The organism is Streptomyces sp. NPDC002619 (assembly GCF_042889305.1).
In the GTDB taxonomy this organism is placed as follows: Bacteria; Actinomycetota; Actinomycetes; order Streptomycetales; family Streptomycetaceae; genus Streptomyces.
The window spans coordinates 1-24,526 of sequence record NZ_JBIAQV010000022.1; the positions used below are offsets into that span (position 1 = coordinate 1).

The window sequence follows — 24,526 nt, forward strand, 5'->3', positions numbered from 1 at the left end:
GCCCTCAACCTGTCCCGGCGCCGAAACGACCGAACCACACAAATACTGAGTCCCCGTCAGTGAACCCACGGAGACTCATGAACGATCGAGGCTAGCGAACCAGGGTGTGTGTCTAACCGCGTGACAACGCCAACACGCAGCTGCGGACAACTAAAGCACGGACGCTTGCGGACCATCGCATGAGGTGAGAGGCGCGGCGGCTCCAGGTCAGGCACACGCCCAAGTTGCTTCGGGACGAAGAGGTCGAGCTCCAGCCAGGCCCTTGGCGCCCACCCGGAACACTCGCTTCCGGTGAATACCCGGTGACATCGCCAAGCCGTACTGTTGGGTATCGCCTAAGCAGCAGGTCAAGGCCGTGATCACAAGCAAGCGCGCCAGTCTCTTCTAAGCGCTTGGCCGCAGGTTCGAAAGTGCGGCGCGAAGGACGGGCACACGAGCCAGCCATTAAAGACTCCGCCGACCTATGCGTCGAGCTCGTCGCCGGGCTGTGACCACCGCTTGATGATCTTTGCTGGAAATTCCGGGGCTGGCCACACCTGGATACGGATCTTCTCAGTGGTTTCGGGGCTCTCGTCAGAGTCGATGTCGGCCTGAACTGCCCGAGCCAAGTTGCCCCGGGACACGCGGACGCGGTTCCAGCCTGGCAAGACCTCGAACGTAGCCGCATCGGGGGCGTAATCCGTGCAGCCCAGAACCATCAGGCGACCCAACGACACATCGAGGCTGGCCTCAACCACGTGATCGAATTCCGAGCTGTCATCACTCGGCTCCTGAGGCAGGACGACAACAGTGACGGATACGTTGACATTGACCGCCGTGCCGATGCCCAGCGCATCCTGTACAACCGCGAGGTGATCAGCAACGGCCTGATCCGTCCACGCGTCGCTTAGATCACCGTCCGAATCCGCATCGGATACGTGTATCTGGAAGTAGTCGGCGAAGAGGGTGAGCTCTGTCGTTGTCGTCATGCCGGCACAGTGCCATGCAGCACTGACAGCCGGAGATGCGGTACAACAGAAAAACAGGATCACGTTCTCGCGGGCGTGTAGGAAGTCGAGCTGTCCGAGGTGCTCGACGGATCCATCCACATGACCTGCCAGCCGTGGCCGTCGAGGTCGAAGAAGCTGCGTGAGTACATGAAGCCGTGGTCCTCGGGGCCATCCGCCTCGGAGCCGCCCGCGGCGAGCGCAGCCTCAGCGACCGTGTCAACCTCATCGCGGGCTGACACGCTGAAGCAGTAGAGCGCCAGCGTGTGCGTGGTGGGATCGGCCATCGGCAGCTTCGCGAACTGCGCGAACGTCTCGTGGCTGAGCAGCATGACGGAGGCTTGCTCGCCGACCAGCATGCAGGCGGCGGTCTTGTCGGTGAACATCGGGTTGTAGCTGAACCCGAGCCGCGCGAAGAACGCCTTGCTGCGCTCGATGTCCGCCACGGGGATGTTCACGAACAGCATGCGACCGGCGTGTGCGGGAGTGGTCATGGTGGGTCTCCAGTCCGAGGTTCGATGGTGTACGACCGGGTAGACAGGCCCAGCCTGCGGAACTCATCGGTGGATTTCGGAACTCGCATCGAGCGACAGGCCGAAGCCGGGGGGGCACACGGCACGGCCCGACCCGATAGCGATCCGGCGGCGCCCCTCTCAGAGGCGCCTAACGGCCCGATTCCGGGGTCTGACCAGACGGCTCGCTCACCGCTAACGTACTGGTCACCTGCGGTTTTGGTCGCTATCAGGGTCGCTATCGTTAGCGACCCCTGCCGCTATCGACAGCGACTCGGATGTAAGGGGCAGTCGCTATCAGAGCCGCTAACGTTAGCCGGCCTAACGACTCGCGGCGACGGTGCTCGCCGGGTCCGGCCGCTAGAGGCCACGACGGGCCCCGAGCCGGGACCTCTGTGGGACCTCCGACGACGACCGGCAACGACCAACGACGACCACCAACAACCGCTCAGCCGCAGGTCAGTTGGGGCGTGCACCCCGCTGACCAGGGCCGAAAAACGGGCCCGCCAGACCCAGGGCAAGAAGAAGTAGGTTTTGTGATCATGCCTCCCACCTGCGCGTTCGGCGCGGATGGGAGGCATTTTCGTGGCCTGGGTCCACCCTGGACCCTCACGATTTGTGGACGAAGTGCGGCCCGGCCCAACCGGTGATGGCCACCCCCTCTCGCGCGATGTCCACGACAGGCCGTCCGTCCGTCACCACCCGCCCGCCCGCCGATGAGCAGTACTTCTGCGTGGTCCATGAGGGCAGCGTGCCAGCGGGAGACCACCTCACGCGATCCGCAGCCTGCTCATGTTGCTTCAGGACGACGAGGTCACTCGGTTACGGTGCGCGATGCCCGGGCTTGTCCCGAGTGAAGCCAGCCCATGAAGTCCGGCGGCCCGGTGATCTCCAAGACCTGCCGATCGCTGTGGAGGTGTGTCGGCCGACAGGTCTGGTGGAGCTGGGCAGACCGGCCGGACGAACCAATGGAGGTCTGCCCGGTCCCGGGGCTGTTCCGCTGACATCCAATGTTGACATCAATGAGCACGGACGGCGGCGACGATCGGCAGCCACGCCGGGGGAATGCTGGTGGTCATCATGGCTGGGTAGCCCGCAGGTGTCGTCGTTCGGCCAGCTCCTCCGCGCTGACCACGGTCAGAACCGGGGTACCGGGCGGCGCGAACATGGTCACCACCAGCTGCGACTGCGCGTCCGGAAGGTTGTTGGCGCCCTGGTAATGGATGACGTCGCCCCCGGGCTCGAACACGGCGTCACCGGCCTTGAGCACCCGGGGCGGCTGCCCCTCCAGCTCGAAGAGGATCTCGCCCTGGGTCACGTAGCCGAAGAGTGCCCCGGGGTGCCGGTGCGGCGGCGCGCCGGGGTCACCGGGCGGCAGGGTGACACGGATGGTCCTGGCCTCGGCGCCGGCCGGGATGACGGCCGCCGCGTCCGGCAGGGTCGTGATCACCTCAACGCCTGGCGGCTGGTGTGCGTGCTCAGCGCTCATGTATTCCTCCAAACAGAGACTGTCCGCAGTGAGGACAAGACGGCCTCCCCGTTTGTGACAGCCCTACGCGGCGGACCCGCCCAGGGCCGCGCCGGAGATCCGGTCTCCCGAGCGGGTGAGGGCGCTCGGTTTGCCCATCGACCCTGGTGATCGAAGCTTGATCGATCAACCCCCTGCCTGCGGGTTTTCCTCGGGTAGGGGGCTTGTTGCTGTGCTGGGGCCGTCTCTGGGCCGAGGAGCGCACAACCAGTGACCCCGCTGAAGCGTCGTACGCGGCATGATCAGCATGCGCGTTCGGCGTACCCTCGTGGCCCCCACCCTCGTCGTTGCCCTGGCGTCGGTCTTGCTCTCCTGCTCCGGAAGTCCGGGCAGGTCTCCGAGCGACGGGGCGTCGCCGACGGGCGATGTCCGCAAGGTGGCTTCGACTCCGGCGACCGACGAGTTGCCCACCCCGGAGACGGTGGAGCCGACACCGGGAGTCGAGAAGGTCCGCGATGTGTTCGCGAGGCTTCAGGCCACCTACAACGACGGGTGTACGACCCCGGGGAACTGCGAGAACTTCCTGGGGCGGGTGCTCGACGAGCTGGGCAGCCTCGACGAGGCGATGAAAGCGGACCCCCAGGGCCCCGCACACTTCAAGGAACCCCTCGCGTGGATCGCGGCCCTGCGGACCGGACTTGGCGACGACAGTTCCTTCGAGAACCTCAAGAAGCACCAGGACCTCCTCACCGGAACGCGAGACAAGATCAATACGTGGATGCAGGGCCACCCCGAGGACTACCGATGAGCCCCCGTGTTCTCGGGAACATCCCGTCTGTCACCAGCCAGTTCGGGATCCATCGCCGTTGTGTCTCAGGCCGATGATCGGCTGAGAGTGCCCGTGACGTGGTTCGCAGCTGGGGGTGGCACCGTCCCGGAGACGCCGGGGCGGCCCACCGAACCGAATCACCGGGATTCCGTACTCGTGCCACGACGCTCGCCTCTCTCGCCGCCGTCGGGATGCTCCTGCTCTCCGCCTGCAACGGCACCGACGGGGACGGCAACGCCGCCGCCGCGGGCGGCTCGGCCGATCTGGCCTTCCAGAACGGCACCGCCCAGCAGCACAACGCCCGGCCGAACACCGGTGACTTCGCGCCGGGCGCCGCGCCCACCGCCGCCGCGAAGAAGCCCGTGGCCCGCAAGTGGGTGCAGCTGTCCGCCGGCAAGGCGGACGCGCTGGACCCCGTCGTGATCAACGGGGCCGGGTTCACGCTGTACCGCTTCGACAAGGACACCGCGAACCCGTCCAAGTCGAACTGCTTCGACGCCTGCGCCACCACCTGGCCGCCGTATCTGGTCGCCAAGGGCGGCAAGGCCTTCATCGACGGGATCCAGAAGTCGGCCGTCGGCTTCATCCCGCGCGACGGCGCCTTCCAGGTCACGATCGGCGGCCGGCCGGTCTACCTGTTCAGCAAGGACACCAAGCCCGGCGACACCAACGGGCAGGGCGTGGGCGGGACTTGGTTCGGTGTGACGCCCGACGGGCAGAAGGCCGGCCAGGCCGCCGACGGGGGAGACGGCGCTACTACGGCCCCTACCGCGTCGCCCGCGACCAGCGCCACGTTCTTCGACTCCGCCGACTTCGCCGACCCGGCCGAGGGCATCACCGGCCCGGGCTGCAAGCCCGTCCGCTTCTCCGGCTCGCTGCAGATCAGCGGCGCCGCCAAGATCTGGGACGGCCCCGACTGCACCGGCAAGTCCCTGGTCGTCCAGGGCGACGTCAACGACCTGTCCGCCATCGGGTTCCCGGCTGTGAGGTCCATCCGCTTCCTCGGCTGACCGAGACGCGAAACCGGGGCGGGCGGACGGCGTGTGCAACGCCCTCCGCCCGCCCCGGCCACCCCCGTACACCTACCGTCGTGCCGTCACCAGATCGACAACGGCACCGGATGGACCTCGTCCGCCTTGTGGCCCGCGCGTTCGTGGACGCGTTGGACCGCTTCTGCGTCGGGCGCCTCGGACAGGCAGTAGACCGTTCCGGATTCGGGGTCCGCCCAGGCTCGTTCGAAGTGCACGCCTTCGTCCTTCTCGACGTCCAGGTCGGCCTGGTGCACCTGCTTCAGCATCTCGTCGGTGATGCCCTTCATCCCGTGGTGGATATCCATGAACTGCGCCATCGCCGCGCGCCTCCTTCCCTTCCCTCTCCTGCGCCCCCGTCTCCCCGTCGCCCTTCCATGCTGCGCCTCGGCATCCCGAGGGGCGAACGCTGCCCGCCGGCGTACGGCGAAGGGCCCCGGTGTCGATCACCGGGGCCCTTCGTCCTCGTACGCGCGAACGTACGGCGTCAGCCGCACTGGCAGGGGTTGCCCGACTGGCAGCCGCAGCCGCAGCCCGAGCCGCAGCCGCACGCGCCGAAGAGCGGGAGGCTCTTGATCTCGGCAGGCTGCTCGGTCTCGCGCTCCTGCGTGGGGTCGGGTGTCGTACTGGGGGATTCGGCCATGTGTCCCTCCCGGAGGGCTGGAGGCTCGGGCGCCTGATGCCTTTGCCCATTCCGTACCCATTACGTGCCCACTTCATCGGGCGCATCAACGGCGCACGGAGGCGCCCCGGCGCCCGGAGCGGACGTCTTCGAGCCCCCGGCGGAACACCGGTGATCCCCGGAGGGCTACGCCCCCTCGACTCCCGTCACCGGCTGGACGTCCGGCTGGAGCTCGTTCGCGTGCTCGCCCGTCACCAGGAACACGACCCGCTTGGCCACCGCCACCGCGTGGTCGGCGTAGCGCTCGTAGTAGCGGCCGAGCAGGGTGACGTCGACGGCCGTCTCGATGCCGTGCTTCCACTTGTCGTCCAGCAGGTGCTGGAAGAGCGCGCGGTGCAGCAGGTCCATCTCGTCGTCGTCGTGCTCCAGCTGGAGCGCGAGGTCGACGTCCTTGGTGATGATGACCTCGGCCGCCTTCGCCATCAGGCGCTGCGCGAGCTGGCCCATCTCCAGGATCGTGGCGTGCAGGTCGTGCGGGACCGCGTGATCGGGGAAGCGCAGGCGTGCGAGCTTCGCCACATGCTGGGCGAGGTCGCCCGAGCGCTCCAGGTCGGCGGACATACGGAGCGAGGTGACGACGATCCGCAGGTCCGTGGCCACCGGCTGCTGGCGGGCCAGCAGGGCTATCGCGCGGGCCTCCAGGTCGTGCTGGAGCTCGTCGACCTTCTTGTCCGCCTCGATGACGCTCTCGGCCAGCTTGAGGTCGGAGTCCAGGATCGCCGTCGTGGCGCGCCCGATCGCCGATCCGACCAGCCGGGCCATCTCCACCAGACCGTCGCCGATCGAGTCGAGTTCCTCGTGGTACGCGTCCCGCATCTGGGTTCCCTCTCCTACGTGTCTTGGGTGGCTTCCGGGGCCGGGGCCCGTGGCGAAACCAGCGGTGCGAAGCCCACGCTCCCACGTTCCGGGTCGTACGCGTCCGTTTCCGCCACCCCAAATGAACCAATACTGGCTCCAAGGTGAACTCTGGGCGACGAGTGTTTCTGCTCGCACTTAGACGGCTGTGGGTATGTCGTAGGGCATGCCTAACCTGGGTGCATGGACGTGAACGCGGCGGTCGCCGCAGCGGCAGCGATCGCCGGGGTGCTCACCGGCGTGATCGCCATGCTGGCGTTCCGCTGGAGCGAGCGGGAGCAGAAGCGCCCGACGCGGACCTCCCTGCACACGGATCCGGGGCTGCCACCTGGTGTGGACACCGTCCTGTCCGTGCTCCGCTCCTCCGCGGTCGTCCTCGACGAGGCCGACGCCGTCGTCAAGGCGAGCAGCGCGGCGTACGCCCTCGGACTGGTCCGCGGCGGCAAGCTCGCCGTCGAGCCCATGCTCCAGATGGCCCGGGACACCCGCAGGGACGGTGAGATACGGCAGGTCGAGCTGGATCTGCCGCGCCGCGGGACCGGACGGGGCGAGGCCCTCGCCGTGTCCGCGCGCGTGGCGCCGCTCGGGTCGCGGCTCGTGCTCCTCCTCGTCGAGGACCTCACCGAGGCCCGGCGGATCGAGGCGGTACGGCGTGACTTCGTCGCGAACGTCAGCCATGAGCTGAAGACGCCCGTCGGCGCGCTCTCCCTTCTGTCCGAGGCCGTCATGGACGCCTCCGACGACCCGGAGGCCGTGGAGCGCTTCGCCGGACGCATGCAGATAGAGGCCACGCGCCTGACCAACCTGGTCCAGGAACTCATCGACCTCTCCCGGGTGCAGAACGACGACCCGCTGGAGGACGCCGAGCCCGTCCGCGTGGACGAACTGGTCGCCGAGGCCGTCGACCGCTGCCGCCACCAGGCCGGCACCAAACAGATCACCATGGCCGCCGGCGGCACCGCCGAACTGCACGTCTGGGGCAACCGCGGCCAACTCGCCGCCGCCCTGGGCAACCTCGTCGAGAACGCCGTCAACTACTCCCCGGCCCGCACCCGCGTCGGCATAGCCGCCCGCCGGGTCGGCTCGCCCGGTGGCGACATGATCGAACTCGCGGTGACGGACCAGGGCATCGGCATCTCGGAGAAGGACAAGGAGCGCGTCTTCGAGCGCTTCTACCGCGTCGACCCGGCCCGCTCGCGGGCCACCGGAGGCACCGGTCTGGGTCTCGCGATCGTCAAGCACGTGGTCGCCTCGCACGGCGGGGAGGTCACGGTGTGGAGCGCCGAAGGCCAGGGCTCCACTTTCACTCTGCGGCTGCCGGAGGCGGGTGCGGCCCGAGACCGCGCCCAGCAGCATCCCGACCTCGACGAAGAGGACGGGCAGACCAGCAAGTCATCCTCCATTTCCCCCGACTCAACCGCGTACGAAACGCTTCCTGCCCCGGAGGTCCTTCCGTGACCCGAGTGCTCGTCGTCGAGGACGAGGAGTCCTTCTCCGACGCCCTGTCGTACATGCTCCGCAAGGAGGGCTTCGAGGTCGCCGTCGCGGCCACCGGCCCCGACGGACTCGACGAGTTCGAGCGCAACGGCGCCGACCTCGTCCTGCTCGACCTGATGCTGCCGGGGCTGCCCGGCACCGAAGTGTGCCGCCAGTTGCGCGGCCGCTCCAATGTCCCGGTGATCATGGTCACCGCCAAGGACAGCGAGATCGACAAGGTCGTCGGCCTGGAGATAGGAGCCGACGACTACGTCACCAAGCCCTTCTCCTCGCGCGAACTCGTCGCCCGCATCCGTGCGGTGCTGCGCCGCCGCGGTGAGCCGGAGGAGGTCACTCCGGCCGCGCTCGAGGCCGGCCCCGTCCGCATGGACGTGGACCGCCATGTGGTGACGGTTTCCGGCTCGAAGGTCGACCTCCCCCTGAAGGAGTTCGACCTCCTCGAGATGCTGCTGCGCAACGCGGGCCGCGTGCTGACCCGCATGCAGCTCATCGACCGCGTCTGGGGCGCCGACTACGTCGGCGACACCAAGACCCTCGACGTCCACGTCAAGCGCCTGCGCGCGAAGATCGAGCCGGACCCGGGCGCTCCGCGTTACCTGGTGACGGTGCGCGGTCTCGGCTACAAGTTCGAGCCGTAAACCGGCCCCGGACGGACATGACATACGGCGAAGGGCGGCACCCTCTGAGGATGCCGCCCTTCGCCGTATGCCTGCCTGATGGCTGTCGTACGGCCGCTCAGTTGCCGGATGCCGACGCCGAGTCGGTCGGGGTGGCGTCGGGGGTCGTCGACGCGGAGTCGGTCGGCTTGTCCGTCGCGTTCTTGGAGGCGCTCTTCGACGGCTTGACGCTTGTCGTCGCGCCCGCGGCGGCCGTGGCCGTCGGCGTCGCGATCTCGCTCGGGCCCCAGCCGGTGAAGTAGCTCTCGGCCGGGACGACGAAGGCGCGCAGGCTCACGTCACCGGTCTCGCTGAAGGTGAAGGTGATCTTCTGGGCGTTGCCGTCCTGGACCGACTCGCGGCTGCTCGCCAGCACGGCGGAGGCGTTGTCCTTGCCGCCGATGATCAGCCGGCCGCCGGCCGGGATCGTCAGGGACTGGCCCTTGGCGGGGGAGAGGTCGGCCGTCTTGTTGGTGCCGGGGACGGCGATCGACTGCAGCGTCTGCGGGGTGGTGCCCGTGTTGAAGACGGTGGCGGAGATCACGGCCGGGCCCGTGGACTGCAGGTCGGGCTGGGTGATGACGATCGCGTTCTGCACCTTGATGGCACCGACGCTCGTCGCCGCGTTGTCCGGCTTGATCTGCAGGGTCTGGGAGTCGTTTCCGGCGCCGCACGCGGCGAGCGAGGCGATCGAGAACGCGATGGCGGAAGCGGCGAGGGCGCCGCGTCGAAGGCTGCTGCTCACGGCGGCGGCAACTCCTTGAACGCAGGGGCGACTCCCTATAAAGCCGCCCTAAGTGTCTGTCAGCGGCCTTAGGTTACCGAGCCGTTCCCGAGCCGCTGCACCCGACCCTCCCCCGAGCACCGTGCTTCCCTCCGGCTGGGGGTACCCCCGCCCCGCACAAGTGACTCCCGAGTCACTTTGGTCCGACGCTGGTACGCCATTCACATAACCTGGTCCGCAAAATTTCCGTGAAGGAATGCATGGCCGTCACGGAAATTGATCAGCCGCAGATCGTCCGCAGATCATCCGCAGATCAGGCGCTGATCAGCGAAGTGCCCGTGATCAATTCTGAAAACGTCCCGTACCCGCCTCAGGTCACCGAACGGAGTAGCGGAAGTCGCCCGCTTGGAACCAGACAAAACGGGACGTTCGCCCGGTTGGAGGGGGCTCCGGATGTGTGTAACGTACGCGTTTCACCTCGCCCGGAGAGCCGCTCCGACCTGCGAATACCTGCTTCCGCGGGCCTTCCGAAGCACGTTTCTGTCGCTGTTGTCAAGCCCCGAGATATGCCCTGACCTGCGAAAACGCCATTCAGAACCCGCCGTTTCCGTGTTACCCTGGATAGCCACGGAAGGGGTACCTGTCACATGACGTTCAAGGTTGGCGACACCGTGGTCTATCCCCATCACGGGGCCGCGCTGATCGAGGCCATCGAAACTCGCCAGATCAAAGGCGTGGACAAGACCTACTTGGTGCTGAAGGTCGCCCAGGGTGACCTGACGGTGCGTGTGCCAGCGGACAATGCGGAGTTCGTCGGCGTGCGTGATGTGGTCGGTCAGGACGGGCTGGACCGGGTCTTCGAGGTGCTGCGCGCGCCGTACGCCGAGGAGCCCACGAACTGGTCGCGTCGATACAAGGCAAATCTGGAGAAGCTCGCCTCCGGCGATGTCATCAAGGTCGCGGAAGTCGTGCGTGACCTGTGGCGTCGTGAGCGCGAGCGCGGACTCTCCGCCGGTGAGAAGCGCATGCTCGCCAAGGCCCGCCAGATCCTGGTGAGCGAGCTCGCCCTCGCGGAGAACACCAACGAGGACAAGGCCGAGGCCCTGCTCGACGAGGTTCTCGCGTCCTGACCTAAGCAGGCAACGCCCGCTCGGCTCAGCACAAATGCCGCGGTGCCCGATGACACTCACCTGTCGCCGGGCGCTGCGGCATGTTCGTCCCCGGAAAGTACGCCGGGCTGCGTCGGACGAAGGGGTGTCCGGATGCCGCATGCCACGGAGGAATTCCCCCGATACTTGATGTGCCGGGCCCGGGCAGCCGACTCGACCGGTGTCACGGAAGGGTCCGGTCAAGACGTCGCGCCCGGCACTCCCTCCAGGCCATACCCACGTAGGCCGAGCACACAAACCTGACAGGAACCGATGTCTGACGTACCGCTTGCCGCGCCCGCTCAGTCCCAGGTCGCAGCCGTGATCCCGGCCGCCGGACGGGGCGTACGCCTGGGCCCGGGCGCCCCCAAGGCGCTGCGCACGCTGGGCGGCACGCCCATGCTCATCCACGCCGTGCGCGCGCTCGCCGCCTCCCGCTCCGTCTCCCTCGTCGTCGTCGTGGCCCCGCCCGACGGCGCCGCCGAGGTCAAGTCGCTGCTCGACGCGTACGAGTTGCCCGAGCGGACGGAGTTCCTCGTCGTCCCCGGCGGTGAGTCCCGCCAGGAGTCGGTGAAACTCGGACTCGACGCACTGCCCCCGGGCCACGGCATCGTCCTCGTCCACGACGCCGCCCGCCCGCTCGTCCCGGTGGACACCGTGGACGCGGTCATCGAGGCCGTACGCGACGGAGCCCCCGCCGTCGTCCCCGCGCTGCCGCTCGCCGACACGGTCAAGGAGGTCGAGCCCCAGGCCGTGCCCGGACCGGAGCCGGTGGTCGCCACGCCCGAACGGTCACGCCTGCGGGCCGTCCAGACACCCCAGGGCTTCGACCGGGAGGCCCTGGTCCGCGCCCACGAGAGCGTCACCGAGGACGTCACTGACGACGCGAGCATGGTCGAGCGGCTCGGCCTGACGGTCGTCGTCGTCCCCGGCCACGAGGAGGCCTTCAAGGTCACCCGGCCGCTGGACCTGGTCCTCGCGGAGGCCGTCCTGGCCCGCAGGAGGCTCAACGATGGCTTCTGAGCAGGTGGTGCTTCCCCAGGTCGGCATCGGCACCGACATCCACGCCTTCGAGGACGGCCGCGAACTGTGGTGCGCCGGCCTGAAGTGGGAGGGCGAGGGGCCCGGACTCGCCGGCCACTCCGACGCCGACGTCGTCGCCCACGCCGCGTGCAACGCCCTCTTCTCCGCGGCCGGCCTCGGCGACCTCGGACAGCACTTCGGCACCGGGCGCCCCGAGTGGTCGGGCGCGTCCGGGGTCACACTGCTGACGGAGGCGGCCCGGATCGTCCGCGAGGCCGGCTTCCGCATCGGCAACATCGCCGTCCAGGTCGTCGGCCCCCGCCCCAAGATCGGCAAGCGCCGCGACGAGGCCCAGAAGCTCCTCTCGGAAGCGGCCGGGGCGCCCGTCTCCGTCTCCGGCGCCACCACCGACGGACTCGGCTTCCCCGGACGCGATGAGGGACTGATGGCCATCGCCACCGCGCTCGTGGTGCGGGTGGACTGAGCGCGACAGCCTCCGAGGGGCCGTTCCTGGCCGGAAGGCGCATGGCACTGTCATGCGCCCACTACCCTGGTGTGGTGACCATTCGCCTGTACGACACCAGCGCCCGGCAGATCCGTGACTTCACCCCGCTCCAGCCGGGTCACGTCTCGATCTACCTGTGTGGCGCCACTGTCCAGGCGGCCCCGCACATCGGACACATCCGCTCGGGGCTGAACTTCGACATCATGCGCCGCTGGTTCACCCACCGCGGCTACGACGTCACGTTCATCCGCAACGTCACCGACATCGACGACAAGATCATCAGCAAGGCCCACGAGCAGCACCGCCCGTGGTGGTCGATCGGGTACGACAACGAGCGCGCCTTCGACGACGGCTACACGGCACTGGGCTGCCTCCCGCCGACGTACGAACCCCGCGCCACCGGCCACGTCCCCGAGATGATCGAGATGATGCAGGGGCTCATCGAGCGCGGCCACGGCTACGCGTCCGACGGCAACGTCTACTTCGACGTGCGCTCCTTCCCCGGCTACCTCCAGCTGTCCCGGCAGGAGCTCGACAACCTGCTCCAGCCCTCCGGCGAGGGCGAGACCGGCAAGCGCGACCCCCGTGACTTCGCCATGTGGAAGGCCGCCAAGCCCGGCGAGCCCACCTGGCCGACCCCGTGGGGACCCGGGCGCCCGGGCTGGCACCTGGAGTGCTCCGCCATGGCGCACAAGTACCTCGGCTCCGCCTTCGACATCCACGGCGGCGGCATCGACCTGATCTTCCCGCACCACGAGAACGAGATCGCCCAGGCCAAGGCCTACGGTGACGACTTCGCCCAGTACTGGCTGCACAACGCCTGGGTGACCATCGCCGGCGACAAGATGTCCAAGTCGCTCGGCAACTCGGTTCTCGTCTCCGAGATGGTCAAGCAGTGGCGGCCCATCGTCCTGCGCTACTACCTCGGCACCCCGCACTACCGCTCGATGATCGAGTACAGCGAGGAGTCGCTGCGCGAGGCCGAGTCGGCGTTCGCGCGCATCGAGGGGTTCGTCCAGCGCGTCGTCGAGAAGGCCGGGGGAGCCGTCGAGCCCGCGGCCGAGGTCCCGCCCGCCTTCGCCGAGGCCATGGACGATGACTTCGGCGTCCCGCAGGCCCTCGCCGTCGTCCACACCACCGTCCGGCAGGGCAACTCCGCCCTCGCCGCCGACGACAAGGAAGCCGCCGTCGCCCGGCTCGCCGAAGTGCGGGCCATGCTCGGCGTCCTCGGCCTCGACCCGCTCGACCCGCACTGGGCCGGGGAGAGCGCCGACCGCGGCGAGGACCTCCACGGTGTCGTCGACAGCCTCGTACGACTCGTCCTCGACCAGCGCGAGTCCGCCCGCGCCCGCAAGGACTGGGCCACCGCCGACGCCATCCGCGACCAGCTCAACCAGTCCGGCCTGGTCATCGAGGACAGCCCGCAGGGCCCTCGTTGGACCCTCGGTCCGCGCTGAGCCGCCGCGGCAACGCAAGATCGATTGTGCCGCCCGGCCTTCCGGGCGGCACACTGCATAGACGTACACACACATTCGTAGAGAACAGGTAGGTCATGGCCGCGAACAACCGCCGCATGTCCGGCAAGAAGGGCGCGCAGGTCGGCAGTGGCGGCCAGCGACGCCGGGGCCTCGAGGGCAAGGGGCCGACCCCGCCCGCCGAGATGCGCAAGGGTCACGCCAAGCAGCGCGCCGCCACCGCCAAGTCGCGCCGCGCACAGGTGCGTCCGCAGCAGCGCCGGGGCGGCGGCAAGTCGTCCTCCGAGTTCGTCGTCGGCCGCAACCCGGTCGTCGAGGCACTGCGCGAGGGCGTGCCCGCCTCCACGCTCTACGTCCAGCAGTTCATCGACAACGACGAGCGGGTGCGCGAGGCGCTCCAGCTCGCGGCCGAGCGCGGCGGCATCAACCTCATGGAGGCCCCGCGTCCCGAGCTGGACCGCATGACCAACGGCCTCAACCACCAGGGCCTGGTCCTCCAGGTCCCGCCGTACGAGTACGCCCATCCCGAGGATCTCGCCGACGCCGCCTACGACGAGGGCGAGGACCCGCTCATCGTCGCCCTCGACGGCGTCACCGACCCGCGCAACCTCGGCGCCGTCGTCCGCTCCGTCTCCGCCTTCGGCGGCCACGGCGTCGTCGTGCCCGAGCGGCGCGCCGCCGGCATGACCGCCGGTGCCTGGAAGACCTCCGCCGGTACGGCCGCCCGTACCCCCGTCGCCCGCGCCACCAACCTCACCCGCGCTCTCGAGTCGTACAAGAAGGCCGGTATCACGGTCGTCGGGCTCGCCGCCGACGGAGAGGTCGCGCTCGGCGACCTGGAGGCCCTGCAGGGCCCCGTCGTCATCGTGGTCGGCAGCGAAGGCAAGGGCCTGTCCCGACTGGTCGGCGAGACCTGCGACTTCCGGGTACGGATCCCGATGCCGGGCGGTGCCGAGTCGCTCAACGCCGGTGTCGCCGCGGGCATCGTGCTGTACGAGGCGTCCCGCCGACGCGACTGAACGCGGGTACGAAACCTCACCCGTACGGGCTAATTCGGGTGTCCCGGGCATCCTTGACGCGGTCCGGACAGATCCGACGCGCCGAAGCAGTGTCCTAACTCCGCATCACTCGGTTAGATGAGTGTGGACACCAGAACACCCCGCACACCCACGGGGGACCGCTCGTCGGGATTCGACGACGCTCCCGCGCTGAGCATGGTGAAGGTGGCGAGCGATCCGGCGCAGGTCATCGTCAATCACGCGAGCTTCCGCGTACAGCTGGGCGGTTCGCAGAGGCCTGCCCAATCCCCGCGGGTCGCCCGGCACTTGAGCGCCACCGGCGCCACCGCCCGCATCCCGGTCGCCGGCACCGCGGGCGCAACCGGCGCGCGCCGCCGCCCGGTCGTCTGGAGCGGCCGCTCGGCCCCCGACGACACCGGCGCCCACCGCCTGCTCCAGGCCGTACGGGGCGGCAGCCTCGGCTACGCCGACGAGCCGTCCACCGACGGCGGAGCCACCCAGGTCATCCCACGCGTCGACGACGACTACGCCGGCACCGACAACGGCTACCGCGGATACGACAACTATGACGGTTACGGCGACTACGGCGACCTCGACCGCACCGTCGAGACCCCGGTCCTCGGCCACCAGCGCACCGCCGGCTCCGGCGAGACCCGCATCCTGCCCCACATGCGGACCGTGGGCAGCGCCTATGACGAACCCGCCTATGACGAACCCGCCTACGCCGACGACGAGTTCGACGACTACGAGGACCCCGACGAGCTGATCGCCGACCCCTCCGGCAGGCGCCACGCCGACGACCCCGCCCGGCACGCCTACTTCCCCGGCCGCCGGATGAACCTCGGCGTCGTCCTGCTCCCGCTGCGCATCTTCCTCGGCTTCATCTCCATCTACGCCGGCATGGGCAAACTCTGCGACCCCCTCTACTTCGACGGCGGCAAACGCGGCTCCATGGTCACCTGGCTCAACACCCTGCACCCCTGGGAAGTCGCCGAGCCGCTACGCCAGTTCGCCCTCCAGCACCCCGTCGGCTCCGGCCTCGTCATCGCCTTCGTCCAGGTCATCGTCGGCGTGCTGACCATCCTCGGCTGCTGGCAGCGCGTCGGCGCCGTCCTCGGCGCGCTCCTGTCGGCCGCGCTGATCGTCACCGTCAGCTGGAAGACCGTCCCCGCCTACGACGCGCCGGACATCATCTACCTCGCCGCCTGGTCCCCGCTGATCATCGCCGGCGCCCCGGTCTACTCCGTCGACGGCCGACTCGCGGGCAGCGCCTGGCGCACCCTCGGACCCCGCTCCGACATCTGGGAACTGCGCCGCTACGTCCTGCGCCGCGGCGCCCTCATCACCGCCGTCACGGTCGGCCTCACTCTTCTGATCGGCTCCCTGCTCGGCGGCGCCGTACGCGACTCCAGCCGCGTGGTCGTCCCTGGCCCCGGCGAGGCCCCGCGCAACAACCTCCCCGGCTCGCCCCTGCCCGAGGAGTCCGGCCAACGGCACGGCACGACCCCGCCGGCCTCCAGCACACCGTCCGGCGGCGCCACGGCCGGCACCAGCCCGTCCGGCGCGGCGACCACGCCGGGCGCGGCCCACTCCTCCGGCGCGGCGACCGGCGGCCAACCCAGCCAGACCCAGGGCACCGCGGGCCAGGCCCCGCCCCAGCAGACGTCCCCGTCGGGCCAGGCGCCCAGCACCTCGGCCGGCCCGACGTCGGGAGGCGGCACGTCCGGCGGCACGGGCGGCACAGGCGGCGCCAGCGGCGCCCCGGGCGGCGGCTCGTCCTCCTCGGGCAGCCCGGGGCTCGTGGGCGGACTGCTCGGCTAGCGGCAGCGCAAAGGGGTCCCGCACACGATGTGCGGGACCCCTTTTGCGTTGGCGATTCCTGGAGCCCCCTGTCGGATTCGAAGGGCTCGTCTGACATGAAAGCCGATCCCGCGGACGAACCGCACCGGGTGGTCTGCCACCTCGACAGTCTGCTCGCCGAACGCGAGATGACCCTGACCGAACTCGCCGCTCGAGTGGGTGTGACAGTCGTGAACCTCTCGATCCTCAAGAACAACCGGGCCAGGGCAATCCGCTTCGCCACGCTCACCCGGATCTGCGAGGCCCTCGACTGCCGGCCTGGCGACTTGTTCACCGTCACCGGCGCACTGGATCAGTGACACGCGTCCCCCCGCCCGGTAGGGGCAGGCCGAAGGTGCGGCCGTGGAGTCTCAGTGGGCGAGCCAAGCGCCATCGAGCGTGATCAGTAGCCGGTGTACTGATCAGCCGTCCGGCTGACCAGCGAGGCAGAACAAGCCCACGGCTCTGACCAGTTCAGATGCCGTGGGCTTCTGTCGTTGTTGGTCGGCGTCGGCTGACCTCGTACGGCCCAGAGACGGTTCGCGCCAGGGCGTCGCCGGTTCGGAAGACGCCGACCCCCTCGATGCGAACTATGGGCACGAAGGTCACTGAGGTCTGCTGGGCTGGTCAGGCGGTCGTTGCGGGGTGTTGATGGTCGGCTGCGGTTATGGAGGTCGCTGAACTTCCCTGCTGTACAGAGGGGATTGTGATCAGGGTGGGCGCTTGCCGTTGCATCAGTCGGCATCATTGGGCCGGGCCAAATACTTCGTCGGCGCTTCGGGGCTCTGCGCGCGGCTGTTGGTTGAGCTTGTGGCGCTCGATGGAGGATCGCCGGTAGACCTCCTTGCGGGCTCGCATGATGTTGCCCAGGGGCGCGTGCTCGGCGGTGACCCGCCAAGGCGTGAAGGACAGCGCGTCCATCTTCTCCAGATTCTCCGGCTCGGAGATGTCCTGCTGCGGCAGCCGCAGCTTGGCCACTGTGACGGACCGCGAGAAAAGCCTGCCTGACCAACGTCAACGACACCGCCAAGACCGACCCCGCGCCCTGACCAGCCTTGGCGCTGACCTGCAGGTCACATGGGCGCGTGGGCGCACCACCGGATTACCGACTCCTTTGCGCACCCTGCGCGGCAGTGGCGAAGTCGGTCTCTGCACGGCCTCGTTCGCTTCGACGGACTCGCCACCGTCACCGACCCCACGGCGCTAGCGCGCTTTCGCCTACGCGGGGGTGATGCGCGGCTGGGATCACAGCCACATCGAAAACCTCTACCACGCAAACGAATGCCCGGCATACGCCGCACACTTGGAGAGGATCGCACGTGACCACTCGTAAGCTGCTCGCCGCTATAGCCCTGATAGCCCTCCCCCTTGGTACCGCCTGCACCGCCGCCCCGCATGCCGCTGCCCCGTCTTCGTCCGCCCCGGCGGCAACCACCTCCCCGGAGCCGGTGTCGGACCCGACCACGGAGACCCCGGCGTACGCCGACCCGAGTCCCTCCGACTTCACGATGAAGATCAAGGTCAAGCGGAAGCACTGCTTCGGCTCGGCCGGATGCAACGTGGACGTGGAGCCGGATCTGTCTTACGAGGGCATCCTGCCTATCGACCCGGACAAGACGTACGAAATCACGTACCAGATCAACGGTGATGAGAGTGGACCGGTCATCGAGACGATCAACTTGACCAACGGAACGTCGATGGAGTACTACCCCTCGTCCTTGTCCACCGCGAGTTCCGGCACCAAGATGACCGGCAAGGTCACGGACGTGGCGGAGACGAACTAACGCCCCGGCTCTCCGCTCGTGTGGGGGTGATCCGTTGTTGACGATGCCCTACCGAAGTAGCCGGCGTACCCCGATCGTGGGTAGGGCCTCTGGCCGTCGGGCACTGTTCGGGCCGCTGCACACAAGTTAGCGGCCCGGGCTTATCTGCGGGACCAGTCCGTACAGGACGCTCGGCCGGATCTCTGGTGCACCTGCTTGGTGGTGGTGCGGACGATGAGGATGTGCTTCGTCAGGCCTAGCGGGAGGACGAGCACCTTGCGCACTTGCCTCTCGCGTCAGGGCATATGGCTGCCATGCTCTGACTCTGTGATCCGAAATCTGCGCCGACGGCTCCGCAGGAGAGCCCGGAGGGCCGGCGACAAGGCGATAGCCAGGCTGGCCAGTGACCTGAACGCCTTTGGGCTTCCTGCGGCCACGCCGAGAGTGAGAATCGCACTGCGGACACAACGTGCGACCGAGAACATCGTGGTGCTGTACGTCGTGCTTGTCGGCATTCCGTTCCTGGACTGGACCACCACCTTGATCCAGGAGACGTGGAACGGGGTCGTGCCCGCTACCTACCTCGCTGCGGCTGCCATGGTCACAGACACGTGGCCCGCTGCGCAGCACAGCCAGTTCAAGGATGCGCTCGGCCTGATTGCCGGATCGGTTCTCTTCGCAATGATCCTTGCCGCGCTGGCCACCGCGGTCTATCTGGGGCCAGTCATCTGGACAGTGGCGACCATACTCGGGCGCCCCTGGTCGTATGTCCGCGAGACCGTGTTGTTCCGCCGCTGCGAGCCAGTAGCCCTGTGCGCCAAAGCAATATCGTCTTGTGTGGCGGTGAAGAGCGCCAGCTGGCGCCGCCGTCCCCGTGCGCTTCGCCATATGGCACGTGCTCTCCGGCGCGTGGAACCCGAGATTCTGGCCCTGCACCGGACTACCGGTCACCTCACCGTGAGGTCGCACCGGCGGCGCCAGCTCAAACAACACGCTGGCCTTGTGGTAGCGGCCTTGCGAGGAGCCGAGGCTCGAGTGGACCGTGATGGGGACGTGGCGCTGGCCCAACTCGCCGCAATGGTGCAGACCGTCGCCGAGCGCATTGCGGTGGGTCGGATAGGCGCGCTGCTCGACGAAGAAGACCTCGACGACAGCCTCCGACCGGTACGCGACTGGGAGCCGTTCAAGTTGGTGGTCGCTGCGCTGTTGATAGCGGGCGCAGCAGTAGGCATCAACTTCGTTCATCTGCCTGCTGGTGCCGACACGTACGTGATTGGCGCCTGCGGGATTTTCGTACTCACACTGCTCTACGGGCGCCGGGTGCAGCAATTCCTTGATCTGCTCAGCACCCTCCGGGGTGGGTGATGGCGGGCGTCTCCCTCTTTCTTTCTTTCCTTCCGGTTGTGGGGTCGGGCCGCCCGCCTGGTGAGGGCGGCCCGGCCGGGTGGGTCAAGAGGTAGCGGGCCTCTCGGCGACGGGCTTGCTGGTGCGCTTGCGGGCCGGGCCCGGCTTGGGCTCGGCCTTGGCGGCGGCCGGCTCGGCGGTGCGATTGCGGGCGGAGCGCGGCTTGGGCTCACCGTCGGCGACCTTGGCGGCGGCTGGCTTGGTGCGGCGGGTCCGCATCGGGATGAGCTTGGCGGCGGGCTCGGCCGGGGCCTGCGGTTCGGGCTGGGGCTGGGGCTGGGGCTCGGGCTGGTCGGTGGCGCCGGCGGTGGCCGGTGCGGTCGCTTCGGTGTCGGCGTGGGCGTCGGCGTCGGCTTCGGGCCCGGGGTCCCAGGGGCGGTGGCCGACGTAAAGGGGCTTGGTGTCGAAGACGGGCAGTAGGCGGTCGGTGACGACGCCGGGGTCCTTGGCTGTTGGGATCAACTGGTACGTCGGTGATGGACTGGGCTGCCGATGACGCCCAGATGTTCAAGAAGTAGCCCCTCCCGGGTGGACCAGGGGCAGATCTCAACACTCTCCACACCGCACACTTCCAGGAGGCTCTCGGCGACCAGTGCTCCCGCCAGGGACTGCTCGGCGCGATGCCGTGAGATGCCTGCCAGGGCGGCACGGCACTCCGGATTGACGCTGGCCAGCAAAGGAATCACCGCGCGTAGCTCAGGCAACGTCAGCCGTGGCCTTCGCCGTGGCTTGCCCCGCTGGGCGTTGGTGAGCCGGGCAAGCTGCTCGAAGGTCTTGGAGCAGCCGAGAACACGTTCACCCCACTCGGCCTTCGGCACGCCAGGCGCCTGGCTCAAGGATCGGCGCAGATGCTGCCGGATCTCTGCCAGGCTCCGCGTGGACGTGACCGTGCCGCCGGGAAGCCAATTGCGCGTGATCGTTCGTGCGCCCAGCGGCAGTGAACGCACCACGCGGGGCTGATCACCCGTCCCCGCGGCGATCTCCATCGTGCCACCGCCGATGTCCAGTACCAACAAGGGCTCTCCCGCGCAACCCGCCCACTGGCGTGCAGCCACATAGGCCAGTCGCGCTTCTTCCTCGCCGGGCAGCACCCGCAGCCATGTACCGGTCGAGAGGGCCACCCGTGCGATGACCTCATCGCGATTGGGGGCATCCCGGATCACGGACGTGGCAAATGCGAAGACCTCTCGCGGACGCAGGCGCGCGTCCGCACCGATCGCTTCGGCCACCGCCCGCTGCACACTCTTAACCCCGGCCCTGCCCAGGCGCCCTTGCCGGTCGAGCGTCTCGTGCAGTCGCAGTCGCACCTTGTGCGAGAAGACAGGCTCCAGTTCCGCACCCGGTCGCCACCGCACAACGGTGAGGAAAGCGCTGTGGCACCCGACATCGAGCACACTCGCCTGCCGCATCCAGCCGCCCTCCCTCGACACCGCACGGTCCCGCACCCGACAGGGCGGACCGAGTCCTCAAGACCTCTCGTTGCCAAACGAGCCACGGCAGACACCACGCCGCATCCACCCTGTCACCATTTAGTCACTGTTCGTACCCGCCGGGGCAGCAAGCTCCGCTTCCCGAAAGGAGCGGCCAGGATCCGGCATCCCCCGCAGCAGTCCCAGGGCGTCGATCGCGGGCCCCCACGGCATGGCCCGGCTGGGCCCGCCCCGACACCTCGAAGCAGAGCCCCATCCGCAGCGCATCCCCCGGGATCGGCTGCACCCGCACCGCACGGCAGGCCCGTTGGACGTGCTCCTTCTGTGCCCCGGAGTCCTAGCTCAGACACCAGCCGCAAAGTAGTGAGACGATCCGCGTGCCGGTACCGAGATCCCGGCCGAGCCCGCGCGTGGTCAGGCCTTCTTTAGGCACGGGCCATCCAGAATCTGCTGGGGCACGGCTCGTACTCGCTGACCGCCGACACGTACACGTCCGTGCTGCCGCAGTTCGAGGACGCCCAGGCCGAGGCTCCGCTTGCTCTGGTCCCGCGCAGGTCCCCGGCGCACCGTGACGTTGCTCACGAGCCCGACGCGATGGCCGGTGCTCCCTCGGCCGAGAATCCCGCCGGCGTTCCCAGCGAGGACGCCGCCTGACGCCTCGTTCCCATGGCATTCCCATTGACGCTCAACAGGCCCACCGGAGACGGTCTCCGATGGGCCTGTTTGATGCTCCGACGCAGGTCAGAGAGGGAGCCCCCTGTCGGATTCGAACCGACGACCTTCGCTTTACAAGTTCGATCCCTGGCGCGCGTGCGCTGCTCGGACTCGTGCTCTGAGGCCGTTGCGAGTCCGGCTCCGAGCGCCGGGCTCCGTCGTCGTCCGGCGACGTTGATGTCAGCTGGTGATGTCACCTGATCTGACCTCGCCCTGCTCAGCGGGCCGAGAGCGGCATTGCGTGGGACGACTCGGCCGAGTGGCGGGTCCCCAGACTTCAGCGAGTGACCTTTCCGGTCATCCTGGAAGAGTGACCCGCCGCGCCACCGATGATGACCGCCCGTCTCGGCAACCGCCCGAAACGGCCCGTACTGATTACACCGGCGCGGTGTACGGCTCTCTCCTGGCCGCGTCAGTGGTGGCTGGAGCCAGTGCGCAAAGCCAATTTCCGCGTCTCCATCTCGTGCTGCTTTTGCTCTGCACCGGATTGGTGTTCTGGGCCGCGCACGCCTACGCCCACCTCGTCGGCGACCGCCCGCGGCACGAGCCTGTGACGTGGCGAGAGATCCGGCATGTCTGCGCGAGGGAATGGCCGATCGCGCAGGCGGCGATTCTGCCAGCCGTCGCTGTCGCGATCAGCCCGCTGCTGAGCCTGAGTCTCAGGGGCGGTGCGTGGCTGGCGCTCGGCGTCGCTGTGGGCCAGCAAGTCCTGTGGGCCAGTGCAGCGGTCCTACGGGCCGGCGCCTCTCGACCGACCGTGGTGTCCGCCGGCGCTGTCAATCTCGTGCTCGGTCTGATCATCGTGGCCGCCAAAGCGGCACTTCAACACTGATCACGAACGTCGGCAACCAGGTAGCGAACCCACCACTCTAGGAGAGAGGCTGGGGCGCCGGGCCAGTGGCCTGCCGCTTCGCCGGCCGAGCTAGCGGGCACGGATGCACCCGCCAGCCACCCTTGTTGACCGCTGCTGACCCCTGCATCTGGCACGGCTGTGGCACGGGGAGCTTCCAATCCGTCGCCCTACAGAGATCGGTCGGGGACGGTCATACAGCGTGCGGACAACCTCACCGCTGTTAGGCCGCTACTCCTTCCAGCTGCCGGAGCTGCCCGGTGGCATGCGGCCCTTGCGCCATCCGGACGCCGCCGAGGACGACTGACTGTTGTCGTGTACTCACACCTTCGCCATGGCAAGGCGTTGTGAAGCGGGCCCTGCCTCGGCGGCAGAAGATTCTGCGGCCCGGGCAGCTGTACTGCCCGGGCCGCAGACTGGGGGATGGCTGGGTTACGCGGTGCCGAGGGCCGTGCGCAGGGTGGCGACGGCCTGGTTGATGGCGGCTTCGGCGGCGTGGGTGTCGCGCAGGGCGTTGAGCATGACGAAGTCGTGGATGATGCCCTGGTAGCGCACGGCGGTGACCGGGACACCGGCCTGGCGGAGCTTGCTCGCGTAGGCCTCGCCCTCGTCGCGCAGCACGTCGGCCTCGCCGGTGATGACCAGGGCCGGGGGCAGGCCCCGCAGCTGGTCGGTGGTGGCGCGCAGCGGTGAGGCGGTGATCTCGGCTCGCTGGTTCTCGTCGGTGGTGTACTGGTCCCAGAACCACTGCATGGCGTCGCGGCGCAGGAAGTACCCCTCCGCGAACTGGTGGTAGGAGGGGGTGTCGAAGGCCGCGTCGGTGACCGGGTAGAACAGCACCTGCTGTACCAGCGGTACGTCGCCGCGCTCCTTGGCCATCAGGGTCAGCGCGGCTGACATGTTGCCGCCGACGGAGTCGCCGGCCACCGCGATCCGGGTGGCGTCCAGGCCGTTGGCCGCGCCCTCGCGGACGATCCACTGGGCGACGGCGTAGTTCTGCTCGATAGCGACCGGGTAGCGGGCCTCGGGAGACAGGTCGTACTCGGGGAAGACGACGGCCGCCCGGGCGCCGACGGCCAGTTCGCGCACCAGCCGGTCGTGGGTGTGGGCGTTGCCGAAGACCCAGCCAGCGCCGTGGATGTAGACGATCACCGGCAGCGTCCCCTCGGCGTCGGCCGGCCGGACGATGCGGGCCCGGACCGATCCGGTGGGGCCGCCCTGGACGGTCACCCATTCCTCGGCGATCTCCGGCTTGCTGATCTCACCGGACTGCACCTCGTCGACGGTCTTGCGGCCCTCGGCCGGACCGAGGTCGAAGAGGTACGGCGGGTTCGCGGTGGCCTCGGCGAAGGCGGCGGCGGCCGGCTCCAGCACCGGCCTGGTGGTGGTCTCGGACATGGGGTGCTCCTCGTGGGTCGTGTCGGCGGTCGGGACGGCCGACGGGTACAACAGGAACAGTACTGCTCGATTAAGTTGTGCACAACTTAATCGAGCAAGATATGGTCGCGGGGACCTGGAATGTAGGGTGGAGTCTGCTGATCACTCGACGTTAGGACCGGAGTCATGGACCAGGCCGCGCATCACGCCGCAGAACAGGGCTCACTCCTGCTCCAGGACCAGCTGTGCTTCGCCCTGTACGCTGCTTCGCGGTCGGTCACCACGCGCTACCGACCGCTGCTGGAGGAACTGGGGCTGACCTACCCGCAGTACCTGGTCATGCTGGTGCTGTGGGACCAGGACTCGGTCTCCGTCCGCGAGCTGGGCACCGCGCTCCAGTTGGAGTCCAGCACCCTCTCCCCTCTGCTCAAGCGTCTGGAAGCCGGCGGCCTGATCCACCGTGAGCGGCGCTCCGACGACGAACGCTCCGTCGCCATACGCCTCACCCAGGCCGGTGCGGATCTCCGCGAGAAGGCCCGCACCGTCCCCCTGGCCATCGGCGAGGCCATGGGCCTGACCCCCGAGCAGGACACCACCGCCAAACACCTGCTCCGCCTGCTCACCGCGAACGTCACCCGCAACTGACCCCACCGGGCGAGCCGACCAGCACACAGGCGGTCAGCACTATCAGCGCCTGCTGTTGCCGGGCGCGAGCAGGCTGGTGACTTCGGCGATGCTGGCC

At 68.7% G+C, this 24,526-nt stretch carries 27 protein-coding genes; 16 read left to right on the plus strand and 11 right to left on the minus strand.

Features of this window, described 5'->3' with window-relative positions; genetic code table 11:
• Nucleotides 1-461: 461 nt before the first annotated feature.
• The 3 genes from ACFYXB_RS28405 to ACFYXB_RS28415 form a co-directional block, all read right to left on the minus strand.
• Nucleotides 462-968 (minus strand): hypothetical protein, encoded by a 507-nt coding sequence (locus ACFYXB_RS28405; RefSeq protein ID WP_389587136.1) that lies wholly within the window; start codon nucleotides 966-968, stop codon nucleotides 462-464.
• Nucleotides 969-1,027: 59 nt separating this feature from the next.
• A complete protein-coding gene (locus ACFYXB_RS28410; RefSeq protein ID WP_351361705.1) occupies nucleotides 1,028-1,453 on the minus strand; it encodes a VOC family protein in 426 nt (141 codons plus the stop codon).
• A gap of 1,123 nt (nucleotides 1,454-2,576) precedes the next feature.
• Nucleotides 2,577-2,987, minus strand: a complete 411-nt coding sequence (locus tag ACFYXB_RS28415) for a cupin domain-containing protein (RefSeq protein WP_389587138.1) — start codon at nucleotides 2,985-2,987, stop codon at nucleotides 2,577-2,579.
• A gap of 415 nt (nucleotides 2,988-3,402) precedes the next feature.
• Here ACFYXB_RS28415 and ACFYXB_RS28420 point away from each other — a divergent pair, with 415 nt between their 5' ends.
• Together ACFYXB_RS28420 and ACFYXB_RS28425 are read left to right on the plus strand one after the other, a co-directional pair.
• Complete coding sequence (locus ACFYXB_RS28420) at nucleotides 3,403-3,774, plus strand: hypothetical protein (RefSeq protein ID WP_389587139.1); 372 nt, start codon at nucleotides 3,403-3,405, stop codon at nucleotides 3,772-3,774.
• A 212-nt stretch (nucleotides 3,775-3,986) separates the two neighbouring features.
• Nucleotides 3,987-4,805 (plus strand): hypothetical protein, encoded by an 819-nt coding sequence (locus ACFYXB_RS28425; RefSeq protein WP_389587141.1) that lies wholly within the window; start codon nucleotides 3,987-3,989, stop codon nucleotides 4,803-4,805.
• A gap of 86 nt (nucleotides 4,806-4,891) precedes the next feature.
• Here ACFYXB_RS28425 and ACFYXB_RS28430 read toward each other — a convergent pair whose 3' ends face one another.
• From ACFYXB_RS28430 to phoU, 3 genes are all read right to left on the minus strand, one after another.
• Nucleotides 4,892-5,143, minus strand: a complete 252-nt coding sequence (locus tag ACFYXB_RS28430; RefSeq protein ID WP_389587142.1) for an SCO4226 family nickel-binding protein — start codon at nucleotides 5,141-5,143, stop codon at nucleotides 4,892-4,894.
• A gap of 167 nt (nucleotides 5,144-5,310) precedes the next feature.
• Complete coding sequence (locus tag ACFYXB_RS28435) at nucleotides 5,311-5,466, minus strand: hypothetical protein (RefSeq protein ID WP_389587144.1); 156 nt, start codon at nucleotides 5,464-5,466, stop codon at nucleotides 5,311-5,313.
• A gap of 165 nt (nucleotides 5,467-5,631) precedes the next feature.
• Nucleotides 5,632-6,321, minus strand: coding sequence for a phosphate signaling complex protein PhoU (gene phoU / locus ACFYXB_RS28440; RefSeq protein ID WP_389587146.1), 690 nt, complete (start codon nucleotides 6,319-6,321; stop codon nucleotides 5,632-5,634).
• A gap of 222 nt (nucleotides 6,322-6,543) precedes the next feature.
• On the opposite strand from phoU, the gene ACFYXB_RS28445 reads away from it, so the two are divergent.
• Both ACFYXB_RS28445 and ACFYXB_RS28450 read left to right on the plus strand, forming a co-directional pair.
• On the plus strand, nucleotides 6,544-7,818 hold the full coding sequence (locus tag ACFYXB_RS28445) for an ATP-binding protein (RefSeq protein WP_351361683.1): 1,275 nt from the start codon (nucleotides 6,544-6,546) through the stop codon (nucleotides 7,816-7,818).
• Nucleotides 7,815-8,495, plus strand: a complete 681-nt coding sequence (locus ACFYXB_RS28450) for a response regulator transcription factor (RefSeq protein WP_010358452.1) — start codon at nucleotides 7,815-7,817, stop codon at nucleotides 8,493-8,495. The genes ACFYXB_RS28445 and ACFYXB_RS28450 overlap by 4 nt, the downstream gene beginning before the upstream one ends.
• A gap of 97 nt (nucleotides 8,496-8,592) precedes the next feature.
• Here the strand turns inward: ACFYXB_RS28450 and ACFYXB_RS28455 are convergent, their stop codons facing one another.
• Nucleotides 8,593-9,258 carry a DUF461 domain-containing protein gene (locus ACFYXB_RS28455; protein ID WP_389587148.1) on the minus strand — a complete coding sequence of 222 codons (666 nt, stop codon included), beginning with the start codon at nucleotides 9,256-9,258 and terminating at the stop codon, nucleotides 8,593-8,595.
• Between the two features lie 626 nt (nucleotides 9,259-9,884).
• Here ACFYXB_RS28455 and ACFYXB_RS28460 point away from each other — a divergent pair.
• The 7 genes from ACFYXB_RS28460 to ACFYXB_RS28490 all read left to right on the plus strand — a co-directional run bounded on the left by ACFYXB_RS28460 (nucleotide 9,885) and on the right by ACFYXB_RS28490 (nucleotide 16,566).
• A complete protein-coding gene (locus ACFYXB_RS28460) occupies nucleotides 9,885-10,367 on the plus strand; it encodes a CarD family transcriptional regulator (RefSeq protein ID WP_003953493.1) in 483 nt (160 codons plus the stop codon).
• A 291-nt stretch (nucleotides 10,368-10,658) separates the two neighbouring features.
• Nucleotides 10,659-11,408 carry a 2-C-methyl-D-erythritol 4-phosphate cytidylyltransferase gene (gene ispD, locus ACFYXB_RS28465; RefSeq protein ID WP_389587150.1) on the plus strand — a complete coding sequence of 250 codons (750 nt, stop codon included), beginning with the start codon at nucleotides 10,659-10,661 and terminating at the stop codon, nucleotides 11,406-11,408.
• The gene (ispF, locus tag ACFYXB_RS28470) at nucleotides 11,398-11,892 is read left to right on the plus strand and encodes a 2-C-methyl-D-erythritol 2,4-cyclodiphosphate synthase (RefSeq protein ID WP_388506287.1); all 495 of its coding nucleotides are present in this window, start codon (nucleotides 11,398-11,400) and stop codon (nucleotides 11,890-11,892) included. The genes ispD and ispF overlap by 11 nt, the downstream gene beginning before the upstream one ends.
• Before the next feature lie 74 nt (nucleotides 11,893-11,966).
• The gene (gene cysS, locus ACFYXB_RS28475; RefSeq protein ID WP_389587152.1) at nucleotides 11,967-13,370 is read left to right on the plus strand and encodes a cysteine--tRNA ligase; all 1,404 of its coding nucleotides are present in this window, start codon (nucleotides 11,967-11,969) and stop codon (nucleotides 13,368-13,370) included.
• A 95-nt stretch (nucleotides 13,371-13,465) separates the two neighbouring features.
• Nucleotides 13,466-14,407, plus strand: a complete 942-nt coding sequence (rlmB, locus tag ACFYXB_RS28480; protein WP_351361668.1) for a 23S rRNA (guanosine(2251)-2'-O)-methyltransferase RlmB — start codon at nucleotides 13,466-13,468, stop codon at nucleotides 14,405-14,407.
• Between the two features lie 117 nt (nucleotides 14,408-14,524).
• Nucleotides 14,525-16,228, plus strand: coding sequence for a DoxX family membrane protein (locus tag ACFYXB_RS28485; protein WP_389587155.1), 1,704 nt, complete (start codon nucleotides 14,525-14,527; stop codon nucleotides 16,226-16,228).
• A gap of 95 nt (nucleotides 16,229-16,323) precedes the next feature.
• Nucleotides 16,324-16,566, plus strand: a complete 243-nt coding sequence (locus ACFYXB_RS28490) for a helix-turn-helix domain-containing protein (RefSeq protein WP_389587157.1) — start codon at nucleotides 16,324-16,326, stop codon at nucleotides 16,564-16,566.
• Between the two features lie 424 nt (nucleotides 16,567-16,990).
• Here the strand turns inward: ACFYXB_RS28490 and ACFYXB_RS28495 are convergent, their stop codons facing one another.
• Nucleotides 16,991-17,224, minus strand: a complete 234-nt coding sequence (locus tag ACFYXB_RS28495; protein ID WP_389587159.1) for a hypothetical protein — start codon at nucleotides 17,222-17,224, stop codon at nucleotides 16,991-16,993.
• Nucleotides 17,225-17,565: 341 nt separating this feature from the next.
• Here ACFYXB_RS28495 and ACFYXB_RS28500 point away from each other — a divergent pair, with 341 nt between their 5' ends.
• The gene (locus ACFYXB_RS28500) at nucleotides 17,566-18,030 is read left to right on the plus strand and encodes a hypothetical protein (RefSeq protein WP_389587161.1); all 465 of its coding nucleotides are present in this window, start codon (nucleotides 17,566-17,568) and stop codon (nucleotides 18,028-18,030) included.
• A 465-nt stretch (nucleotides 18,031-18,495) separates the two neighbouring features.
• Nucleotides 18,496-19,374: a hypothetical protein gene (locus tag ACFYXB_RS28505; RefSeq protein WP_389587163.1), complete on the plus strand. Its 879-nt coding sequence runs from the start codon at nucleotides 18,496-18,498 to the stop codon at nucleotides 19,372-19,374.
• 84 nt (nucleotides 19,375-19,458) lie between these two features.
• On the opposite strand, the gene ACFYXB_RS28510 is transcribed toward ACFYXB_RS28505, so the two are convergent.
• Nucleotides 19,459-19,875: a hypothetical protein gene (locus ACFYXB_RS28510; RefSeq protein WP_389587165.1), complete on the minus strand. Its 417-nt coding sequence runs from the start codon at nucleotides 19,873-19,875 to the stop codon at nucleotides 19,459-19,461.
• Nucleotides 19,872-20,822 (minus strand): Ppx/GppA phosphatase family protein, encoded by a 951-nt coding sequence (locus ACFYXB_RS28515; protein ID WP_389587167.1) that lies wholly within the window; start codon nucleotides 20,820-20,822, stop codon nucleotides 19,872-19,874. The genes ACFYXB_RS28510 and ACFYXB_RS28515 overlap by 4 nt, the downstream gene beginning before the upstream one ends.
• 516 nt (nucleotides 20,823-21,338) lie before the next feature.
• On the opposite strand from ACFYXB_RS28515, the gene ACFYXB_RS28520 reads away from it, so the two are divergent.
• Nucleotides 21,339-21,497 (plus strand): hypothetical protein, encoded by a 159-nt coding sequence (locus tag ACFYXB_RS28520; protein WP_389587169.1) that lies wholly within the window; start codon nucleotides 21,339-21,341, stop codon nucleotides 21,495-21,497.
• 370 nt (nucleotides 21,498-21,867) lie between these two features.
• Entirely contained in the window at nucleotides 21,868-22,389 is a 522-nt protein-coding gene (locus tag ACFYXB_RS28525) for a hypothetical protein (protein WP_389587170.1), read from the plus strand.
• A gap of 450 nt (nucleotides 22,390-22,839) precedes the next feature.
• Here the strand turns inward: ACFYXB_RS28525 and ACFYXB_RS28530 are convergent, their stop codons facing one another.
• The gene (locus ACFYXB_RS28530) at nucleotides 22,840-23,805 is read right to left on the minus strand and encodes an alpha/beta hydrolase (protein ID WP_389587172.1); all 966 of its coding nucleotides are present in this window, start codon (nucleotides 23,803-23,805) and stop codon (nucleotides 22,840-22,842) included.
• Between the two features lie 165 nt (nucleotides 23,806-23,970).
• Between ACFYXB_RS28530 and ACFYXB_RS28535 the strand changes: the two genes are divergently transcribed.
• Nucleotides 23,971-24,429, plus strand: coding sequence for a MarR family winged helix-turn-helix transcriptional regulator (locus tag ACFYXB_RS28535; RefSeq protein ID WP_015663146.1), 459 nt, complete (start codon nucleotides 23,971-23,973; stop codon nucleotides 24,427-24,429).
• The last annotated feature ends 97 nt before the right edge of the window (nucleotides 24,430-24,526 follow it).

What these genes read in the sequence shown, in the direction of transcription:
- ACFYXB_RS28405 (WP_389587136.1), bottom strand. Translation starts at nt 968, where the DNA reads ATGACGACAACGACAGAGCTCACCCTCTTCGCCGACTACTTCCAGATA.
- ACFYXB_RS28410 (WP_351361705.1), bottom strand. Translation starts at nt 1,453, where the DNA reads ATGCTGTTCGTGAACATCCCCGTGGCGGACATCGAGCGCAGCAAGGCG.
- ACFYXB_RS28415 (WP_389587138.1), bottom strand. Translation starts at nt 2,987, where the DNA reads ATGAGCGCTGAGCACGCACACCAGCCGCCAGGCGTTGAGGTGATCACG.
- ACFYXB_RS28425 (WP_389587141.1), top strand. Translation starts at nt 3,987, where the DNA reads ATGCTCCTGCTCTCCGCCTGCAACGGCACCGACGGGGACGGCAACGCC.
- ACFYXB_RS28430 (WP_389587142.1), bottom strand. Translation starts at nt 5,143, where the DNA reads ATGGCGCAGTTCATGGATATCCACCACGGGATGAAGGGCATCACCGAC.
- ACFYXB_RS28435 (WP_389587144.1), bottom strand. Translation starts at nt 5,466, where the DNA reads ATGGCCGAATCCCCCAGTACGACACCCGACCCCACGCAGGAGCGCGAG.
- phoU (WP_389587146.1), bottom strand. Translation starts at nt 6,321, where the DNA reads ATGCGGGACGCGTACCACGAGGAACTCGACTCGATCGGCGACGGTCTG.
- ACFYXB_RS28445 (WP_351361683.1), top strand. Translation starts at nt 6,544, where the DNA reads ATGGACGTGAACGCGGCGGTCGCCGCAGCGGCAGCGATCGCCGGGGTG.
- ACFYXB_RS28460 (WP_003953493.1), top strand. Translation starts at nt 9,885, where the DNA reads ATGACGTTCAAGGTTGGCGACACCGTGGTCTATCCCCATCACGGGGCC.
- ispD (WP_389587150.1), top strand. Translation starts at nt 10,659, where the DNA reads ATGTCTGACGTACCGCTTGCCGCGCCCGCTCAGTCCCAGGTCGCAGCC.
- ispF (WP_388506287.1), top strand. Translation starts at nt 11,398, where the DNA reads ATGGCTTCTGAGCAGGTGGTGCTTCCCCAGGTCGGCATCGGCACCGAC.
- rlmB (WP_351361668.1), top strand. Translation starts at nt 13,466, where the DNA reads ATGGCCGCGAACAACCGCCGCATGTCCGGCAAGAAGGGCGCGCAGGTC.
- ACFYXB_RS28485 (WP_389587155.1), top strand. Translation starts at nt 14,525, where the DNA reads ATGAGTGTGGACACCAGAACACCCCGCACACCCACGGGGGACCGCTCG.
- ACFYXB_RS28490 (WP_389587157.1), top strand. Translation starts at nt 16,324, where the DNA reads ATGAAAGCCGATCCCGCGGACGAACCGCACCGGGTGGTCTGCCACCTC.
- ACFYXB_RS28515 (WP_389587167.1), bottom strand. Translation starts at nt 20,822, where the DNA reads ATGCGGCAGGCGAGTGTGCTCGATGTCGGGTGCCACAGCGCTTTCCTC.
- ACFYXB_RS28530 (WP_389587172.1), bottom strand. Translation starts at nt 23,805, where the DNA reads ATGTCCGAGACCACCACCAGGCCGGTGCTGGAGCCGGCCGCCGCCGCC.
- ACFYXB_RS28535 (WP_015663146.1), top strand. Translation starts at nt 23,971, where the DNA reads ATGGACCAGGCCGCGCATCACGCCGCAGAACAGGGCTCACTCCTGCTC.